Annotated in this window: 15 protein-coding genes; 9 read left to right on the top strand and 6 right to left on the bottom strand. The window is 34.5% G+C overall.

The features are described 5' to 3' along the window. Positions 1-22 precede the first annotated feature (22 nt). A complete protein-coding gene (ahpF, locus tag GWJ05_RS14125) occupies positions 23-1,588 on the top strand; it encodes an alkyl hydroperoxide reductase subunit F (protein WP_036936760.1) in 1,566 nt (521 codons plus the stop codon). A 398-nt stretch (positions 1,589-1,986) separates the two neighbouring features. Here ahpF and catA read toward each other — a convergent pair whose 3' ends face one another. Then, complete coding sequence (catA, locus tag GWJ05_RS14120; RefSeq protein ID WP_036936762.1) at positions 1,987-2,628, bottom strand: type A chloramphenicol O-acetyltransferase; 642 nt, start codon at positions 2,626-2,628, stop codon at positions 1,987-1,989. A gap of 247 nt (positions 2,629-2,875) precedes the next feature. Here catA and GWJ05_RS14115 point away from each other — a divergent pair, with 247 nt between their 5' ends. Continuing rightward, a complete protein-coding gene (locus GWJ05_RS14115; protein WP_224215475.1) occupies positions 2,876-3,361 on the top strand; it encodes a hypothetical protein in 486 nt (161 codons plus the stop codon). Positions 3,362-3,449: 88 nt separating this feature from the next. Here the strand turns inward: GWJ05_RS14115 and GWJ05_RS14110 are convergent, their stop codons facing one another. The 3 genes from GWJ05_RS14110 to GWJ05_RS14100 are packed head-to-tail and all read right to left on the bottom strand — an operon-like array spanning position 3,450 to position 7,931. Next, positions 3,450-5,963, bottom strand: coding sequence for a PEP/pyruvate-binding domain-containing protein (locus tag GWJ05_RS14110; RefSeq protein ID WP_036936767.1), 2,514 nt, complete (start codon positions 5,961-5,963; stop codon positions 3,450-3,452). After that, complete coding sequence (locus GWJ05_RS14105) at positions 5,947-6,828, bottom strand: phosphatase PAP2 family protein (RefSeq protein WP_161681457.1); 882 nt, start codon at positions 6,826-6,828, stop codon at positions 5,947-5,949. Before GWJ05_RS14105 ends, GWJ05_RS14110 begins: the two co-directional genes overlap by 17 nt. Further along, the gene (locus GWJ05_RS14100; protein ID WP_052038500.1) at positions 6,822-7,931 is read right to left on the bottom strand and encodes a glycerol acyltransferase; all 1,110 of its coding nucleotides are present in this window, start codon (positions 7,929-7,931) and stop codon (positions 6,822-6,824) included. Before GWJ05_RS14100 ends, GWJ05_RS14105 begins: the two co-directional genes overlap by 7 nt. A gap of 137 nt (positions 7,932-8,068) precedes the next feature. On the opposite strand from GWJ05_RS14100, the gene GWJ05_RS14095 reads away from it, so the two are divergent. From GWJ05_RS14095 to GWJ05_RS14080, 4 genes are all read left to right on the top strand, one after another. After that, complete coding sequence (locus GWJ05_RS14095; RefSeq protein ID WP_036939011.1) at positions 8,069-8,554, top strand: GNAT family N-acetyltransferase; 486 nt, start codon at positions 8,069-8,071, stop codon at positions 8,552-8,554. Positions 8,555-8,746: 192 nt separating this feature from the next. Continuing rightward, positions 8,747-9,655 carry an AEC family transporter gene (locus GWJ05_RS14090; protein ID WP_036936773.1) on the top strand — a complete coding sequence of 303 codons (909 nt, stop codon included), beginning with the start codon at positions 8,747-8,749 and terminating at the stop codon, positions 9,653-9,655. Between the two features lie 119 nt (positions 9,656-9,774). Beyond that, complete coding sequence (locus tag GWJ05_RS14085) at positions 9,775-11,058, top strand: hypothetical protein (protein WP_036936776.1); 1,284 nt, start codon at positions 9,775-9,777, stop codon at positions 11,056-11,058. Positions 11,059-11,124: 66 nt separating this feature from the next. Next, a complete protein-coding gene (locus GWJ05_RS14080; protein WP_087802386.1) occupies positions 11,125-12,576 on the top strand; it encodes an AMP nucleosidase in 1,452 nt (483 codons plus the stop codon). Between the two features lie 111 nt (positions 12,577-12,687). Here the strand turns inward: GWJ05_RS14080 and GWJ05_RS14075 are convergent, their stop codons facing one another. Together GWJ05_RS14075 and GWJ05_RS14070 are read right to left on the bottom strand one after the other, a co-directional pair. Further along, positions 12,688-13,680: a tyrosine-type recombinase/integrase gene (locus GWJ05_RS14075; RefSeq protein ID WP_087802389.1), complete on the bottom strand. Its 993-nt coding sequence runs from the start codon at positions 13,678-13,680 to the stop codon at positions 12,688-12,690. Positions 13,681-14,001: 321 nt separating this feature from the next. Continuing rightward, the gene (locus GWJ05_RS14070; RefSeq protein ID WP_036936784.1) at positions 14,002-15,036 is read right to left on the bottom strand and encodes an isoaspartyl peptidase/L-asparaginase family protein; all 1,035 of its coding nucleotides are present in this window, start codon (positions 15,034-15,036) and stop codon (positions 14,002-14,004) included. An 844-nt stretch (positions 15,037-15,880) separates the two neighbouring features. Between GWJ05_RS14070 and GWJ05_RS14065 the strand changes: the two genes are divergently transcribed. From GWJ05_RS14065 to GWJ05_RS14055, 3 genes are read left to right on the top strand one after another with little or no spacing between them, the layout of a single operon-like run. Further along, positions 15,881-16,954, top strand: coding sequence for an HlyD family secretion protein (locus GWJ05_RS14065; protein ID WP_036936787.1), 1,074 nt, complete (start codon positions 15,881-15,883; stop codon positions 16,952-16,954). Between the two features lie 8 nt (positions 16,955-16,962). Then, positions 16,963-19,719 (top strand): ribosome-associated ATPase/putative transporter RbbA, encoded by a 2,757-nt coding sequence (rbbA, locus tag GWJ05_RS14060; protein ID WP_179951935.1) that lies wholly within the window; start codon positions 16,963-16,965, stop codon positions 19,717-19,719. Then, on the top strand, positions 19,720-20,847 hold the full coding sequence (locus GWJ05_RS14055) for an ABC transporter permease (RefSeq protein ID WP_036936790.1): 1,128 nt from the start codon (positions 19,720-19,722) through the stop codon (positions 20,845-20,847). The last annotated feature ends 189 nt before the right edge of the window (positions 20,848-21,036 follow it).

Here is a 21,036-nt window from a genome sequence, read left to right as displayed (position 1 = left end):
CCGATTTTATTGAGGGTGCAAAATGTTAGATAATAATTTAAAAGCTCAATTGAAAGCTTATTTAGAACGATTAACTCAGCCAGTTGAGTTAGTAGCAACATTAGACGACAGTAAACATTCAGCTGATATTCAAGCGCTATTAAAAGAAATCGAACCATTATCCGATAAAGTCACTTATCGTGAAGATAATAATGCTGATGTGCGTAAACCATCTTTTCTTATTACTAACCCAGGAAAAGAAACTGGTGTTCGTTTTGCAGGTTCGCCATTAGGCCATGAATTTACTTCATTAGTTTTAGCCTTACTACAAACTGGTGGTCACCCATCAAAAGAAGCACAAGAATTACTTGAACAAATTCGTCAGTTAGACGGTGAGTTTCATTTCGAAACCTATTATTCGCTCTCTTGTCATAACTGCCCAGATGTTGTTCAGGCATTAAACTTAATGGCGATTTTAAATCCGAAGGTCACACATACAGCGATCGACGGAGGCATGTTCCAAAATGAAATTCAGGAACGTAATATTATGGGCGTTCCTGCTGTATTCTTAAATGGTAACGAGTTTGGTCAAGGTCGTATGACTTTAGCTGAAATCGTTAACAAAGTAGACAGCAATGCAGAAAAACGTACTGCGGAATTATTAAACCAAAAAGATGCATTTGATGTATTGATTGTGGGCAGTGGTCCTGCGGGGGCATCAGCGGCTGTTTATTCAGCACGTAAAGGTTTAAACACTGGTCTTATTGGTGAGCGCTTTGGTGGCCAAGTTCTTGATACTGTTGATATTGAAAACTATATCTCTGTACCAAAAACAGAAGGTGCAAAACTTGCGGGTGCATTAAAAGCTCACGTTGATGATTATCAAGTGGATGTGATTGATAGCCAAACAGTCAGTCGTTTAATTCCAGGCGCATCAGAAGGGGAATTACACCAAATTGAAACAGCATCAGGTGCAATTTTAAAAACCCGTAGCTTAATTATTGCAACAGGTGCTCGCTGGAGAAATATGAATGTTCCCGGTGAAAATGAATACCGTACTCGTGGTGTAACTTATTGTCCGCACTGCGATGGCCCACTGTTTAAAGGCAAAAGAGTCGCTGTAATTGGTGGTGGTAACTCAGGAGTTGAAGCCGCAATTGACTTAGCTGGCTTAGTTGAACACGTAACAGTATTAGAATTTGCCCCAGAAATGAGAGCAGATGCTGTATTACAGAAAAAACTACGTAGTTTAAGTAATGTAGACATTATTTTAAATGCTCAAACTACAGAAGTGTATGGCGATGGCACTAAATTAACAGGTCTAAAATATAAAGATCGTACCAATGATTCTATGCACGATATTGCGCTAGCAGGTATTTTTGTTCAAATCGGCTTATTACCTAATACACAGTGGTTAGAAGGGACTGTTGAGCGTAATAAAATGGGGGAAATTATTGTTGATGCACGTGGCGAAACCAATATTAAAGGTGTTTTTGCCGCCGGTGACTGCACAACAGTCCCTTATAAACAAATTATTATCGCAGCGGGTGAAGGCGCTAAAGCCTCATTAAGCGCCTTTGATTACTTGATTCGCACGACTGCAAAATAAGTAAACTAGACTTAAAAATTAACTATTTTACATTGTCAAAAGCATCTCAATTGAGATGCTTTTTTTCTACCTTAAGTTTTTAATTTATCGAAAAATCTCTATTCATAAATCTAAAACAACCTATGCTATTATCTCACGACTATAAATAACCTATAGGGAAGTTGATTGATATGAATATAAAAATTATGAGTTTTAAATAAATTATTCCTGTAATTCTTGTTTCTTTAGTAAGTATTAGCTCTTTTTCTGTTAATGCAGGTATCGAAATTCGTGATGAAACTTTATTTGAAGCACATCAGCGTTTTAAAACCGAAATTATAAATGACAGTTTTGATAATATTGATCCACCTTGTTTAATTGATAAAAGAGCGGTGTTTTTTATTTAAAAATTAAGATAATTAACTTGAAAATCTATCACATAACTCTTGGAGTTTATTGACCATTCTTGCAACATGAAAACCATCGCAGGTTGCATGGTGTACTTGAACGGATAGGGGTAACAAAACTTTATTATTCTGTTGAGTGTATTTTCCCATTGTAAAAATAGGGGGAAAATAATCTCTTACATTAGCAATATTTAAATTAAATCCATCAAAACTTATCCAAGGGATCATCGAAATGCAGAAATGATTTTCGGGAAAATTAGGTTTTGCGGATAGGTTTAGATTATCTTTATATTGTTGATAATCTTGATTATATCCTTCTAGAAAAGAACAAAAATCTTCAAAGTATTCACTCCATAACTCTGAAAAAGTTTCTGTTTCTGGATGAAAAATCGTATATGCAGGATTGATATAATCCCAAATAACCAATTCATCATTCTTTATTGCCATTCTAGATCCAGGATAATAATTAACCGTTTTTGCAATCAAATAGATCAAGACAGGATAAAGCTTAAGATTATGCTTAGTTAAGACTGTTTTTAAGACAGTAATATCTATTTTAGTTGTTAAGCTAAAACCACATTGCAAGTTATGACGATAATGTAAAAAGTGTTCTTTTCTATTCCATTGTTCTAAATCGATTTTTTTATAATTCATTTTTAAGCCCTTCTTGTTAAGTAATAATTTTTTTAGCGAAGAAGGGCAAAACGGGTTGTATTAATAGACTGCATAATAACTCCTTACGTATTTAATTATTATAAAAGATAATATAACGTATTATTACACTAATTATTAAATATTAAAGGTATTTTTGTGCTGACACTAAACTACAATAACATTTTTTTGGAGAAAGATATTAAGTGTATTATGATAAAAAGACTACTATTTAAAAATGAAGGGATTTATGATGCAAGCTAAACTTGCTTATCAATGGAAACAACAAAGGCGAGGAAGGCTCTCTTTTTTAGGTTTAGAAATTGCTTGGTCAATTTTATTTGCTATTGTCGAAAACTTAGTATATCGCTGGTATATATTACTTTATCCTGAAAGCGCAGATTCAATAATTGAAAGTGCCTTTTATTATCAATTTTCTTTTACGCCATATGGTTTAATCGAAATTGTACTTTTAATAATACAAATTTACATATTCACACTGATTTTATCGCAACGAGTGAGAGATATTGGTATAAGTTATCCAGTTATTATTTCACTTATTTTTACTATCGCTCCTATATTATTAATGCCATATTTTCTCTTTAATGCGCCAACCATGTTGATGGTGCTTTTTGTTGTTTTATTAATAGGTGGGTTGGTTGCCTTACTTGCACCTTCTGCTTATAAAGTTGATATTAACATTAATAAAGCTCCAGAAGAAAAAGAAAATAATTAGTTAAAAAATGCGTTGTGTTAAACGAGAAAAAGCATCTAAAAAGATGCTTTTTCTGATCAAGGCATATGGCTCATGGTTTTTCAAAGAATTAAGATAAAATCTCAATGACTCCTTTTTGCCCATCAACTTTTACTCTTTGCCCATTCTTTAAAATATTCAATACATTACGAACTCCCATAATAGCAGGCAATCCCAATTCTCTAGCAGTAACAGCACCATGTGATAATGGCCCACCACTTTCTGTAATTATGCCGGAAGCTCGATAAAAAAGCGCAGTCCAAGCTGGATTGGTTGTTCTTGCAACTAAAATAGCATTTTGTGGAAATTCGGCAAAATTTTCAGGGCCATGAACAAGATAAACTTCACCTTCAATAATGCCTGCACTTCCAGCCAATCCTTTTAATTGGTGCTCATTTGTATTAAGTTCATCACTGCTATCTTCGCCATAAATCCATTGTGGGGTAACTGATTTTGCTTTTAAATACCCAGCCTTATTTTGGTATATATGATGGCGTAGCTTATTCCAGGTCGTTGGATTATCTGCAAGGATTGCTTCAGCTAAAGGTTGTTCATTAGCAAAATAAATATCCATAGGGCAGTCTAAGACACTACGAATAACCAGCCTTTCCCCTAATGCTTTTAACCCACGACGCATAGGTAAGGCTAGTCGTGTTGTTTGATAATGTTCTAAGTCATCAAGTGCAGTATAAACTCGAGCTAATCGAATAATCTCTTGTAAGAAAAAACGTAACTCTTCAGGAGCATCAGAAACAATTGAAAATTCAGTTTCTGATTGTAGAATTTTTTTACCTAATGGATCATCCACTTGTTTATCATCAGCTAAATCTGCCATTGCCTTAATTTGAGTCAACACAATGTGCGGGGCATCCAACCAAGTTGGATGATACGCATCAAAGTCTAATTCTCGATGACCGTGGTTTGCTAAAAATAAGGAGAATTGCTGGTGAAAATGGGGATCACACTCTTCAATTTCTTGCATAATGTTTTCAGGAACAATAGATGCTATAAGCTCGAGAAGTTTAGGTTGCTGACGAACATAACGTGAAAGAGTCCAAAGTTCTGAATTCACTTGCCCAGTTTTAGTGTCAGACATTGCAATTAAATTATCGAATGCAGTATGTGCATATTTTTCTTCTTTAAAAAAGAGTTTTAGCAAGGCCATCAGTGCGGAATAGAGAGAGCGTTGGGTCAATGATATAGCAATATTAGGTAAGAAGTAATCAGCACCTAATTTATTAATTCTTTGCACATAGTCCCATAGGTGTGACAAGTTTTTGTCTTCTAATGGTTCATTCATTAATGCTCCGATTGAGATCAAGTATTTATCTAAATCGCGCATCCAAGTAATAGGTAATTCTTGTACCCAACTAAATTTTTGTGCTATTTCAGGCAAAGATTTTAGTAGGGTAGGTAAATCATTCATCATTGAGGTGGGAAGTCGATTACTATACAAAGAAACCGCATTTTGGTTGCCGTAAATATAATAATCTTGCATCCCAAACCATTTACCATTAAATGAAGGAAGCCCCATAAGATTAAGGCTAAAGTTTAATGATGAATGAAAACCCGCTTCACACATATCCCATGTTAATGGCGTGATAGGATTAGGAAATCTTTCTGCTGATTCTTCTCTTGTCCAAATTGGGGCAATTTGTGTCACATTTCGTGATTGTAAAAGCCATAATTTTCCATCATGAAATGCCCACTCTATATCCTGTGGAAAATCAAAATATTTTTCGGCTGAAATAGCCAGTTTAGCCACTTGTTTACACTGTTCAGGCGTTAAAGAAGGTATAGATTGATTTTGAGGTTCGAGAGGTAAAATTTCAGTACCATTATTCATCATCACAATGGCATTTATTTTTTGAGAAATGGTTGTTTGCTTTAATTCTAAACTATCTCTATCAACGAGAAATTCATCTATAGGATCTTCACCTGCAACTACGGTTTCACCTAAACCGAAGGCTGCATTAATTAATACGGTAGAAAGAGAACCTTGAACAGGATCTACAGAAAAAGCAACGCCTGCCGCTTCTTCTTTTTGAACATCAATCATCCTTTGTAATACAACAGCCATTGATGCTTGAGTATGCGGTAAATTTAAATGTTGACGATAAAGCATGACGTGAGTATGCCATAAAGAGGCATAACATTGGCGAATAGCGTCTAGTAAATGAGGTAACGTTTTAATTCCTAATAACGTGTCATGTTGGCCAGCAAAAGCTGCTCCGGGCATATCTTCTAATGTTCCGGATGATCGCACGGCCAAAGCGGTATTATTCAGCTGAAGACTATCTAACATTGTGCTTAGAGAATGAATTAAATTTTCAGGCATAGGTGCTTGTAAAATAAGATGCCGAATATTATTACTAATTGATTCAATTTCGTGCTTTTTATCTGATAATAAAAGATTAATTTTAGGGAGCAAAGGCGTAATAAATAACTGATAAGCTTGGCAAGAAAGAATTAAACCATCAGGAACAGGCAGTGATTGAATTGTTTTAGCTAAACTTGCGCCTTTACCTCCGCTAATAGAAACTTCTGAAGCAATAGGCTCGTTAATTTTATAAATGAGTTCCATATTCGACCTTATTATTTTTACCTGTGATGTAAAACACCCATAATGCAAGTAAAGCACCGACAATAACATCAATGCCATAATGGTAATGTAAATATACAGTTGCCAAAATTAGCCCTATTAGGATAGGAGATAAACAATAAGCTGTTTTTTTATAACCTGATAAATAGAAAAAACCAACAATATAGAGCGTTATCCCCGTGTGCAATGAAGGAAAAACATCCATTCCTGTAATACCTTTATCAACGAGATCAGTTAGAAATAGTGTCATGGCGCCAGAGTAAACGGGATAGTTAAAATCAGAAGGGAATGCAGAGTAAGGGCCTGTGGCTGGAATAGTAAAATAACCAATAAATCCAAAAAAATACATTAACATTAAACCGAAAAAGTAATTTTTAGTCAGCGCGTTATTCCGGCTAAAAAAGAAGAACAGGGCACTACCAATAATTAAAAAATAGAAGCTAAAATAGCAAAAAGAAAGGAATTCACTTAGCCATCCTGATTGTAAAAGAATGGACCATTCAGGTAAGCTTTTTCCAAACCACAAGAATTTATCCAAATCATATAAAATATCGTCAAAACTCCATTGGTATAATCCATAACGAATTGATTTAAATAAAGGAAAAATGGTCCAGCATACAATCAGTTGTAACAAACCTAACCAATAAAATCGTGAATGACATGTTGAATGTTGATTCTTATATCCAACAAAAACCAATAAAATCCATAAAAGCAAACCTAAGAAAATAGGTGTTAGCATCTCTGTAGCATGAATTAACCAACTACCATAAGTGCCAAGCCCCCAAATAATAAAGAGTTGTATGGAAAATAGATGGTTAAAAAGCATCCTAGCTTTAGTTGTTAACATATTTGGGCGCCTTTCTTCCTTATCAATATGAAGCCGAATAATGCACTGACTAAGCTTATACCAATAAATAGAGGTGAAAAAAATAGGAGCATGATTAATATCGGAAGCCAAATTGCTGAGGCAATAGCGCCACCTAATATTTTAAAGAAGCTAACGGTATTACGAGCATCAGCGAAGTGAGATGCGATAAATGATGAGAGTAATACTGGGAATAAAATATACATAAATAAAAATGAAATATAACGCCAAATTAAAATAGAAGATTGAGAGGTTTTTTCTATAGTTTTATTACTATTATCTGTTTGAGATAAATTATTTTGATAATCAATAAAGGATTCGGCATAAGAGTATCCTTCTTTGTTTTTATTAAAAGCATAGGCTGAAGCTTTTTCAAAAATATCAATATTGGGGCAATTAACAGAAATTTCATTTAATGCATCAGATACTTCTTTATGAATATTTTTTTCCCATTCTCTGATTGATAAATTATCTGTTTTCGAAGTTATACATATATTTTTTCCAATATAAACTTCAACTTTTGAACTGAATTTATCAGGCGCGATATAAAATAATCCCATAGGGATAATATCAAAATCTACTCCCTCACTGATTAATGATCTAATAATTCTTGCAGCTCCTCGTTGATAAGGTAAAGGCTGGAAGCCCCACTCACTACTGCCTTCTGGAAATAAAAGTAGATCTCCACCTGCTTTTATATGTGCAATTGCCGCATCTGAAGGGCTTGAAAACATATTTGCATTTATACCTAAACGTTGTCTATCCTTTTTTCTAACTACGGGAATGCCCGTAAAAAAAGTCTTCATTATGCAACTATTTAATAATTGTATTGATGCTAAAGCCTGAGCTCTAGGAAATGCCTTCAATGCAATGTAGCCATCAAAAGCACTGTTCCGATGACTACAAAGAATTAGCTTTGGATGTGTATTTTCGGTTTGATATCTATTATGGTAAATAAGTGAAATGTTTGAAAAATAGATTTCTCTAATTGAAGTGGATATGAATTGATAATAAAAAGGAAGCTCAGAACCAGCAACAAAAGAAGAGGTTTTTTTTATTGGGGAAGGTAATATTGAATTAGGCATAAGATTTCCTTACATTATTCCTTCTACAAAAACATATCATGCTCTAAAAAAAAGTAACACTAAAAAATTTAAAATGTACTATTAGAATAGAGTTTTTCACTGATCCGAGGCTTTTAATTCTAATGAATAAGATGGAAATGAGTATGATTCAACTTAGACTCGCTGAACCACAGGAAGCAAAACGATTATGGTATTTACGAAATCAAGCTTTACGATTTGGTTGTGAGAATGTTTACTTAAAAGAAGTTTTAGCTGCTTGGACTCCTGATGAAATGCCTGATGGATATCGACAAGCTATTATTGATAATCCGTTTTATGTGATTGATTATAAAGGATATAATATTCCTGTTGCCTCTGGTTTTTTAGATATCAAAACGGGTTTTGCTGAAGCTATTTTTACATTACCAGAATATATGGGAAAAGGATTTGCAGGGCTTATTTTAAAACAATTAAAACATGAAGCAATAAAAAGAGGGCAACAGAAGCTATTTTTAGATGCAACACCTAATGCAGTAATATTTTATTTAAAACAAGGTTTTAAAGTATTAGAAGAGCGTGATTATTATTCAAATTTAGCAAAAGCAAGCTTACATTGTTACCGAATGTATATTGATTTAGATTAGTTTTTGGGGTTTATACTCATAAAAAGAAAATTTGTACTTAATGAGCTAAGAATAAAAAATGCTATTCTGAAAATGCGGTACTAATATATTTTTATCATTTTTTGAGTTGGTTATTGTATTAATAACATAAAATAGCAATTGTCTTGATGTTACGATATTGTAAAGTATCGCGATATCTTTAGGACAAATATTATGCAAAATGTGTTATTAACGTTATGGCCTTTATTTGCGTTAATTGCGCTAGGTGCAATTTTAAGAAGAAATAAAACGTTTGAGCCTGCTTTTTGGGTAGGAGCTGAAAAGCTAAATTACTTTTTACTTTTTCCTGCGCTACTGATCAATAGCCTGGCAAATGCACCTTTATCTGATCCTCAATTACCCCATCTTGCTGGGGCTATTTTTTTTGTGGTTATTATTGTCACACTGTTATGTACTGTACTGAAAAAAATTACAGGCTGGCTTGCTGGCCGTTTTGGTGCAATTGTTCAAGGTAATATTCGATTTAACACTTATTTAGGTTTAGCAATTGTTGCTGATTTATTCGGTATTGAAGGATTAGGGATTGCAGCATTAATATTGGCAACGTTAGTTCCACTATCAAATGTGACCTCCGTGCTTTGTTTAACGGCCGGGCAAAATGTAACATTGCGTCAATTAGCATTACCTATTATAAAAAATCCTTTAATTATTTCTTGTGTTATAGGGATCGTGATCAATTTATCTGGAATAGGGCTTCCTCTTGGTAGTGATCAATTTCTTAAGTTATTAGCTGCCACCAGTTTGCCTTTAGGGCTTATTTGTATCGGCGCTGCATTACATCTATCAACATTGAAAGCAGAAAGTAAAATGATTAGCATTAATACTGTGACTCGTTTACTTATCGTGCCAATAATAGCGTATAGTGTGGCCTATCTTTTTGATTTATCTCCATTGGTGACAATACTATTAGTTATTTTCTTTTCTATTCCTACTGCGCCCACTTCCTATATTTTAACCCGACAACTTGGCGGAGATTCTGAGCTAATGGCTGGGATCATTACTTCTCAAACAATGTTTGCAGCAATTACGCTCCCTATTATTTTGAGTTTATTATCAATTTAAAACCATATTTGTTAAATACGTCATGACTATGAAAAGTTAATGGCGTTTTTTTATATAAATATTATTCCCTTTGTTTTACCTTTATTTTATCTTTATTTATTATGTTTGGAGTGTAAGTTATGGATCCAATTAAAATTTTAAATACAACAATAGATCGAGAAAAAATAATTAAACTAGGTAATACTCAAAAACCTTCGAGTGTTATGAGTCTTTGGGAGAGACTAAAAGATTTGTTTGGTTTAAGTAATGAAGGAAAAGTTCTTCCTTTAATTAAAACAGTATATTTTGATCAAGCAGCTTCCGTTTCAGAAAAAAATAGCGCTTTCTTTACGTTGAAGAGAATTGCAGGGGATGGCTATAAAAATAATTTTAAGTATAGTGTAAATGATAGTAAAATCACTTACTCCATCGAATTTATTGGTGATCCTATTGAGAGTGACCATGATATTAAACCATTCTTTGAGGAAATAAAAAATGAGTTATCTATTGACTTGGAAGAATATTCATCTGATTCCGTGATAGCATTTATTAATAACTATTCTAAACTATCAGTCATAAAAAATGATGATAAGAATTACGAAGAAAAATTTATTGCTTTCAGGGCTATTCTTATGGAGCCTAGAAATAAAGGTAATATTTTTTCAATAAATGATTTTAATAAAATAGGATCTTTTGAAGAGAAAAAAGAATATATTGAAAAACATAGTCATAATTATACCGCTAACTTATCACCTACTCGGTTAATAGATAATATATATCAAAGTGTAAAACAGGGTAACTATGAAGAGTTAAGATCGCAGGTAGAAAAAGATATATCAAGATATAAATTACAATACAACAATAAGGATATATCTGATATTTCCTCTCTAGAGGAAAAGCTGAAAAACTTAAATAAGAAAGATGTTATGATTATTTTCGAATTGCTTAATCAAGGTATCTTTCCAGTAATAAAAGACTCTTTTGACAAATATGATCCTATTGCATCACAATATTCACCTCTTACTGGAAAAACCACCATTAATATAGAGGAGAATGAAGGTAGATATACAATAATTATTAATAATAAAAAAGAAATGACTGAATCAGATATCGAAAAAGTGAGTCATTTATCTGATAATATTTTAACTGATTTTGATCACGATTCTATGCATTTATATAGCAAATACTTTATAGATGATAAAATATCAATGAATAGTTTTACTAGCGTATTAGCTAAATATAAACATGAAATAAGTAAAAGAATGGAAGACAGTCTTAGTAATAAGTTTAACTACAAACAAGATAGATTTCTTTTATTAGAAGAAGATATAAATGTCAAATTAGAATTCAGTCCTTATTCATTAAAAAAACTAACAGCTTCCGATACAGAAAGTAAAATAGAATATCGCTTATTAAAATCTTAATCTTGGGCAAACCTGAGCTTCTTGCTATTATGATCATAAATCAATAATAAGTAAGAGGCTCTTTTTATGTCACAACCTCATCACCTTGAAATTCAAACGGTTATTACTAAACTAAAACAACAATACCAAAAAGCTGTTAATGCATTGCGTAGTGCAATTGTTGATTATGCACAAGATGGAAAATTACCTGATGTAAAACAAAGAGCGGAAGGATTATTTGCATATCCTCAACTAACGGTGCATTGGTCTGGAGAAATAAAAAAAGAGGACAAAACAAGAGCTTATGGGCGTTTGTCTCGCTCAGGAACTTACTCTACTACTATTACTAATCCCGCTTTATTTGAAGATTATTTATCAGAACAATTGCAACTTATTGCTGATGCTTATCATGCAACTTTTGATGTCAGTGCCTCAAAACAAGAAATTCCATATCCTTTTGTGATTGATGGAACGGGTATTGGTTTTGATAGAAAAATGAGTGCCTCACTAGCAAAATATTTTCCGACAACTGACTTATCTAAAATTGGTGATGAAATTACGGATGGTTTAATTTGTGATAGGGACATATTACCACTTTCTCATTTTGATGCTTTACGTACTGATTTTTCATTAGCACGCTTAAAACATTATACGGGTACATTACCTGAAGATGTTCAACCTTATATTCTATTCACCAACTATAATCGTTATGTTGATGAATTTGTTCGTTGGGCTTGTGAACAAGTTGCAGATAAAAATAGCCCATATTGCGCACTTTCTTGTGCAGGTTTTCAGCAAATTACAGTAGAGACGGTTGATCCTGAAAAGTTAATATCTGATTTAACTTGGAAGAAATATCAAATGCCAGCCTATCATTTAATTGCAAAAGAAGGACCCGGAATAACATTAGTGAATATTGGAGTTGGGCCTTCAAATGCAAAAACAATTTGCGATCATCTAGCAGTTTTGCGACCCCATGTTTGGTTAATGATTGGTCACTGTGGGGGGTTACGTGAAAGCCAACAGCTTGGTGACTATGTTTTAGCCCATGCATATTTACGTGATGACCATATATTAGATGATGTTCTACCTCCAGATATTCCTATTCCTAATATTGCTGAGGTACAACGTGCTCTTTATGATGCAACAAAAGCGATAAGTGGAAAACCGGGACATGAAATAAAACAAAGATTAAGAACAGGAACGGTAGTTACGACAGATGATCGTAACTGGGAATTGCGTTTTTCTGTTTCGGCAAGGCGATTTAACTTAAGTCGCGCTGTTGCTGTTGATATGGAGAGTGCAACAATTTCAGCGCAAGGTTATCGTTTTCGTGTTCCTTACGGCACCTTATTATGTGTATCTGATAAACCTCTGCATGGAGAAATTAAATTACCTGGTCAGGCTAATCATTTTTATGAAGGCGCTGTATCAGAACATTTGCAAATTGGTATTCAAGCTATTGAATTACTTAAACAAGAAGAAAGTAATTTACACTCTCGCAAATTGAGAACGTTTAATGAACCACCTTTCAGATAAATTGTAAGTAATAAGAAACCCCTAATTATAATTAGCTCAATAATTGGGGATTTCTATTTGGTTTCATGAAAAAAAGATATTAGTGGTAACAATATACTTAAAAATAAAACGTTAAAAACGTAAATGGCGAGCCGCTTTTCTTAGTCGATCATCCCCACGTCGATCATAACGCTGAGTTGTCATAATACTGGCATGGCCCATGGCATCTTTCACAGTAACAATATCTTCGCCATTATCCAGCATTGCGGAAGCAAAAGTTCTTCGGAGATCATGAGGTGCAAATTTGTCTATACCACTTTCTTGTTGGCGAGTTTCTAAAATATAATAAATAGCTTGATCTGTTATTCGTTCATTTGTGACATCATCAAAACGGCGAATTCGAGTGAAAAGAGGGCCATCTAGTGTACCTCTGATTTCATCAATCCATAACTGAACACGATCCCAAGTATCATCGGGCATATAAGACATTCGTTCTTTATTACCTTTACCTCTAACAAGAAAAGCATGATCGCGAAATTGAATGTGCTCGTAATTAATTGCTACTATTTCTGAACGACGTAATCCGCAACCTAATAACACACTTAATATTGCTGCATCTCTTAAACCTTTCGATGAGTTATCATTTTCACAACTTTTAAATAAAGCATGAATTTCATGACTTGTTAATGCACGACCTTTGGGTAATCGACTTCCTCTTACAGATTTAACTTGGCGGATATGCTGATAACTTTCAGTATCCATTTGTTTCAATGCCCAAGCTTCTAAAGCAACGCCTTTTAATGCGGCAAGATAAGTATTGATAGTGGCAGGGGCTTTATTGGCATCAGATAACATATCAATAATGGCTTGAATATGATGACGGCGAAGTGCGCCCCATTGACAATTTTTAAGCGAAGAAAAACCAATCATCTTAGCCACTATCGTTAAAAACGATCCCATCGTTTGGCGACTGCGTTTCGATCCTAAACTCATTAAATAAGCCATTGCGGGATTCGTGTGGGATGGTGTGGTGAATGTTGCATTCAGATCCAATAATGCTTGTTTTTCAGACAACACTAGTGATGTTTCAGGTATGAAATCCTGATCGTCGTGGTGAAATTCCACTGTGATTTCCTTATTAAATCAACATAACCATGATGAATATTCTATCAGATCCAAAAAAGAAAAAAGCTACTTTTTCAAAGGATCATTTTAATAAGTAGAAAGGATCGTGTTTGTTTAATCAACATTTAGTGGATTAATTGAACGTTATTAGTATTAATAATAACCGAGTTGAGTTAGGGCTAAAATTAGGAAAAAACGTCTTTTAGAATAAATGCACAGAATTGGAAGAGTAATGAGGGATTAACTAAGTTTTCGTACCCAATTTTGAAACAGAGAAAAAGTAAAGATCTTGGGTACGAAAGAGGAAATGACTATTTAAACTTACTCTTTATAAATGGCAACAACAGGTTTTCCATCATTACCAATAGTGCCACGATACATGCCTTCAGAATTAAAACTCATCGTATAGTCGCCCGATTTATCTAAGACGATAACGCCACCACTTCCATTAATCGCTTTAACTTCGTCCAGTGCATTTTGTGCCGCTTTTTCTAAAGGTAAATTTTGATATTTAACTTGAGCTGCAATATTGAATGCAGCTAATGTTCTGATAAACATTTCACCAGATCCTGTCGCGGATACAGCAACTGTTTCATTATCGGCATAATTGCCCGCACCAATTATAGGAGAGTCACCCACTCGTCCATAACGTTTATTAGTCATTCCACCGGTTGAAGTTCCTGCTGCTAAATTACCATGTTGATCCAGTGCAACAGCACCCACTGTGCCATATTTATAATCGTACATCATCGGATCAATAAAAAGTGTAGCTGTTTTTCCATCATGATCTAAAACGACTTGTTCTTTTTCTATCGCTTTTTGAAGTTGTTGCCAACGATGTTCGGTACGAAAATAAGAAGGGTCTACAATAGTAAGCCCTTGTTCTTTGGCAAAAAGATCTGCACCATTAGAGACCATCAAAACATGGGGACTTTTTTCCATTACCGCAATAGCAGCATTTATAGGGTTTTTAACGGTAGTGACTCCAGCAACAGCACCGGCATTACGTGTTTTTCCATCCATAATAGAAGCATCAAGTTCATTACGTCCGTCATGGGTAAAAACGGCACCTTTTCCTGCATTAAAGAGAGGAGAATCTTCCATTACGTTAATTGATTTTTGAACCGCTTCTATACTAGTACCTCCGCTATTCAAAACAGCATATCCCGCATTTAATGCTTCAGTCAGTTTTTCTTTATATTCTTTTTCTTGTTCTGGTGTGATGGTGTCTTTAGTAATTGTGCCAGCACCACCATGAATAACAAGGCGAATAGGGGATTGAGTATTAGCAAAAACAGAGGTAGCAAACAGAGAGCAGAGTGTCATCGTGGCGAGTTTATACTTAATATTATTCATATAACCCTTCTTATTTTAGATTAAAATTAATTTGATATTTTCATATTTTTCTTACCGCTTTGTTTCTAAATTCTAATTAATTACGTAATTTGGCTTTAATAACTAACTGCAATAATCACTATATAAAAAGTTTAAGACATAAGTGGTCTGAACACTTGAGTTTGTTTTTGATTTGTCGATCTCTGTCATAGAGTGATTTCATTTTAGGATTTATTTTACAAAATATTCAATTAGTTATATTTTAGAAGTGTTTTTATATCAAAAAAAATGTATTAAATAAGTGATAATAAATTCAATATTAAAAATAATAATGCTATTTTTACTAATTATTTATAGATATTTAAAATAGGTGTTTAAAAATAGCTTTTGATTAATTTATATAATAAATACAACCTGTTGCTATCGAGAGTCATATTGCATTTAACTAATCATTAATTATTTTTTAAAAGGAAATAAATATCGTTTTAATATTGATAAGTAATTGATAACACATTGTTATTATTTCCTTTGTATTTGAATGCAATAAAAGATGTTTTTTATATACAATTTGTGTGCTTCTTCGAATAATCAAAAAGGGATGATGTATTCTGTGATAAAAGTACTACATTAATTTGAGTTAAGGCTCTATTATAATAACATAATATTTATAATTCATAAGGTTAGCTTTTAATATCTTATTTTTTTATTAGGCTTGAGTTAGCTTTATTAATACAAATGAACTATTTTTAAATATAGATAAAATAAAAATTTAATCAGTTTTAACTATTTAACTATTTTCTGACATACAGCAGATAAACACATTTTGGGTATTATTTTATGGCTAAAGGAAGGTTAAATAATTTATATGAAAAATCAAAAAAAGAGTCGTTTTTTTGTTTACAGCATAATTCTCGTCGCAGTAGTTGTAGCGGGAATTTTTTGGTGGAAATCGCAAGCACCGACACTACCTTCTGGATTTGCGCAAAGTAATGGGAGAATAGAAGCAACTGAAATTGATATCTCAACAAAAAGTCCAGGCAGAATAGACTCTATTTTAGTTCAAGAAGGTGATTTTGTTAAAGAGGGTGAAGTGTTAGCTAACATGGACACTCGAACACTGAAAGAACAACTTCATGAAGTTCAAGCACAATTAAATCAAGCCAAAAGCAGTGTTGTTACTGCTCAATCTGCATTATCACAACGTAACAGCGAACAACTCGCCGCTCAAGCAGTGGTTCGTCAGCGTATTGCCGAATTGGATGCTGCACAAAAAAGACTCAATCGTTCTCGTGCATTAGTAAAAACGAATGCTATTTCTATTCAACAATTAGACGATGATATCGCGAGAACTGAAGGAGCCAGAGCGGCCGTTGAAGCGGCCAAAGCGCAAGAAACCGCAACAGTGGCGGCTATTGAATCTGCAAAGGCAGGTATTATTCAAGCAAATACAAAAGTAGATGCCGCAACAGCAACAGAAAGGCGCATCATGGCTGAGTTAGATGACAGTATTTTAAAGGCGCCACGTAATGGTCGCGTTCAATATCGAGTTGCAGAACCTGGTGAAGTCCTAGGCGCTGGCGGTCGGGTATTAAATATGGTTGATCTGAGTGATGTTTATATGACGTTCTTTTTACCCACAGAGGCTGCAGGTCAAGCCGCTTTAGGTAGCGATGTTCATATTATTTTGGATGCGGCTCCTCATATTGTTATTCCTGCAAAAACGACTTATGTTGCAAGTGTTGCCCAATTTACGCCTAAAACAGTTGAAACGGATAATGAAAGATTAAAACTAATGTTTCGTGTAAGGGCGAGAATTTCCCCAGAACTGCTCGAAAAACATCTTGAGTATGTAAAAACAGGATTACCAGGTCGTGCTTATATTCGATTAGATAACAATCAATCTTGGCCAACTGATTTAGAGGTGAAATTACCACAATGAGTCAAACAATGAGAACGCAAAGTCATTCTCATATCATTGAATTGACTCATGTATCCCAACATTATGGCGATACCAAAGCGCTTGATGATGTGACATTGGCTATTCCAGCAGGAAAAATGGTGGGTTTAATCGGCCCTGATGGTGTAGGTAAATCGAGTTTAATTTCTCTTATTTCAGGAGCTAGAGAAATTCAAATTGGGCAAGTCATTGTTTTAAATGGTGATATGAGTGATGTCGAACATCGTAGAGCTGTTTGTCCTCGTATTGCTTATATGCCACAAGGGTTAGGTAAAAATCTTTATCACACACTGTCTGTTTTTGAGAATGTTGATTTTTTTGGTCGTTTATTTGGTCAATCAAAGCAAGAACGAGCAGAACGTATAAACGATTTACTTGAAAGTACAGGTCTAGCGCCGTTTCGCGATAGGCCAGCAGGTAAACTTTCAGGTGGGATGAAACAAAAATTAGGTTTATGTTGTGCATTAATTCATGATCCAGAATTACTTATTCTTGATGAACCGACAACGGGCGTTGACCCTTTATCTCGCGCCCAATTTTGGGAGTTAATTAATCGTATTCGTAAACGTCAAACAAATATGAGTGTGTTAGTTGCGACTGCTTATATGGAAGAGGCTGAGCGTTTTGATTGGCTTGTTGCTATGGATGCGGGAAAAATTTTAGCAACGGGTCATTCAGATGAATTAAAAGCACAAACGCATACGGATGAATTAGAAGCTGCCTTTATCGAGTTATTGCCTGAAGAAAAGAAAAAGAATCACCAAAAAGTCATTATTCCTCCAAGAGATAAAAGTGATGATAATGTGATTGCCATTGAAGCTCAAGATCTAACCATGCGTTTTGGTCAATTTGTTGCAGTAGACCATGTAAGCTTTCGTATTCCTAAGGGCGAAATTTTTGGCTTCTTAGGATCGAATGGTTGTGGTAAATCAACCACAATGAAAATGCTAACAGGTTTACTTGAAGCGAGTGAAGGGCGGGCTTGGTTATTTGGCCAAGAAGTTGATCCTAAAGATATCGAAACTCGTCGTCGTGTTGGCTATATGTCACAAGCCTTTTCGCTTTATAGTGAATTGACTGTACGGCAAAATCTTGAATTACACGCCAAGCTTTTTCATATTCCAGAGGAAGAAATTCCTCAGAGAGTGAAAGAAATGAGCGAGCGTTTTAATTTAATGGATGTTGAAGATATGATGCCTGATGGTTTGCCATTAGGTATTCGCCAACGATTATCTCTTGCAGTGGCTGTTATTCATAAACCTGAAATGCTTATTCTAGACGAACCGACTTCAGGGGTTGACCCAATTGCACGTGATATGTTCTGGAATTTGATGGTTGATCTATCAAGACGTGACGGCGTCACTATTTTTATTTCAACTCACTTTATGAATGAAGCTGCACGTTGTGATCGAATGTCATTGATGCATGCTGGTAAAGTATTAGTCACCGATACACCTGCGAATTTAGTTAAAAATAGCCAATTTGATACACTTGAAGAAGTCTTTATTGATTACCTTAAGAAAGCATCTGGTGAACAAGAGACGCCTGACGTTGATGGAAAAACACTTCAACTTCCCATATCTACCCATGAAAGTGCAGAAAAAGCATTAAAACAACGGTTTAGCTTACGACGTTTATTGAGTTATAGTATTCGTGAAGGTATGGAACTCCGTCGTGATCCTGTTCGTCTAACTTTGGCGTTATTAGGGACGGTTATTCTCATGTTTATTATGGGATATGGGATTAGCATGGATGTGGAAAATTTGCGTTTTGGTATTATGGATAGAGACCAAACGGGTTTAAGCCAAGCATATAGCCAAAATCTTTCAGGCTCTCGCTATTTTATTGAAAAAGCACCAATTACGGATTATGACCAACTTGAACGTCGACTTCGTAGTGGTGATATTACAGTTGCAATTGAAATTCCACCTAACTTTGCCCGTGATGTTGCAAAGGGAAATACTGTAAAAATAGGCGTTTGGATAGATGGTGCGATGCCAAATCGAGCTGAAACAGTACGTGGTTATATTCAGGCAATGCACTTAACATGGATGCTTGATATGGCAATGCGTCAACCAACAAACGTAGTTGATAAATTATCGCCGATTAATATCGAAACACGCTATCGTTATAATCCTGATGTAAAAAGCTTACCTGCTATTGTACCTGCAGTTATCCCACTTTTATTAATGATGATCCCTGCGATGTTAAGTGCATTGAGTGTGGTACGTGAAAAAGAGCTAGGTTCTATTATTAATCTTTATGTTACACCTGTTACCAAGGCTGAGTTTTTATTAGGTAAACAATTTCCTTATATCTTATTGGGAATGTTTAACTTTTTTATGCTCTGTGCGCTTTCAGTGTTTGTATTTGGCGTCAGTTTTAAAGGCAGTATGCTTACGCTCTCTTTAGGGGCATTGCTTTATATTACGATCGCAACAGGAATGGGATTATTAATTTCTTGCTTTATGAAAAGTCAGATTGCAGCTATTTTTGGTACTTCAATTATTACCTTAATTCCAGCAACGCAATTTTCAGGCATGATTGATCCTGTTTCGTCACTGGAAGGTATCGGTAAATGGATAGGGCATATTTATCCCACATCTCACTTTTTAACTATCGCAAGAGGGACTTTCTCTAAAGGATTAAACCTATTTGATTTACCTTGGTCTTTTATTCCTTTGCTTATCACTATCCCAATTGTGATTGGGCTAAGTGTCTTTTTCTTGAAAAAGCAGGAGGTTTAAATGTGGCGCACCATACAAAATGTATTTAATTTAGGTGTAAAAGAGCTACGGAGTCTCTCACGTGATAAGGCAATGCTGGCATTAATTGTGTTTGCTTTTACTGTATCGATTTATTCATCTGCAACAGTAACACCAGGTTCATTACATCATGCACCGATTGCGGTTGCTGATCAGGATAAATCACAATTATCTGCACGTATTGTCAATAGTTTTTATATGCCTTATTTTTTGCCACCTGCGGATATTACTCCTGAGCAAATAGATGGTTTGTTAGATAGAGGCACTTATACGTTTGCACTAGATATCCCACCTAATTTTCAGCGCGATCTTTTAGCGGGTCGCAAACCGGAAATACAAGTGAATATCGATGCAACACGTATGAGCCAAGCTTTTTTAGGTAATAGTTATATACAAAACATTGTTATGGGAGAGGCTAAAACCTTTTTAGCCAAAAACAGAACTAACGACCCATTACCTGTTGATTTAGAAGTCAGAATGAGCTTTAACCCTAACCTAACACAATCTTGGTTTGGTTCCGTGATGGCAATTATCAATAATATCACTATGTTATCAATAGTATTAACAGGAGCCGCATTAATAAGGGAGCGAGAGCACGGAACTATTGAACATTTACTGGTTATGCCTGTAACTCCGTTTGAAATCATGCTTTCTAAGATATGGTCAATGGGATTGGTTGTACTATTGGCATCGGTAATGTCGTTAGTCTTAGTGGTAAAAACTTTGCTTAATGTACCTATTGAAGGTTCGGTTTTACTATTTATGTGTGGTGTTGCTTTAAGCTTATTTGCGACAACTTCTATTGGTATTTTCTTAGGTACAATGGCGCGTTCAATGCCACAATTTGGTTTATTGATGATTATGGTTTTACTACCATTAAATATGCTATCTGGTGGTATGACATCACGAGAAAGTATGCCTCAGTTTGTACAAGATGTAATGCAAACAATGCCAACGACACATTTCGTGAGTTTAGCTCAGGCCATTTTATATCGTGGTGCTGATTTCTCTATTGTGTGGCCTCAATTTATTGTCTTAATTGTTATTGGTTCTGTATTTTTCTTATTAGCCTTATTACGCTTTAGAAAAACCATTTCGGCTATGGCCTAATCAATTTTAAATATTAATCGATAATTTAACCTATCCACTTCTATTATTAAATATAGAAGGGGATAGGTTTTTTATTAATTTAATTATCTCTACTTGGTGTTTTTGCTTAATTATTGATTTGTAATAATAAATAATTATAAGGGTAAACAGTATATTTAAGGTAAGATATTAAGTAAAACCCACTAGTAA

Origin of the sequence: Proteus sp. G2626 (genome assembly GCF_009915985.1) — a bacterium.
Classification (GTDB): Bacteria; Pseudomonadota; Gammaproteobacteria; order Enterobacterales; family Enterobacteriaceae; genus Proteus; species Proteus vulgaris.
This window is presented reverse-complemented; position numbering and strand designations above follow the sequence as displayed.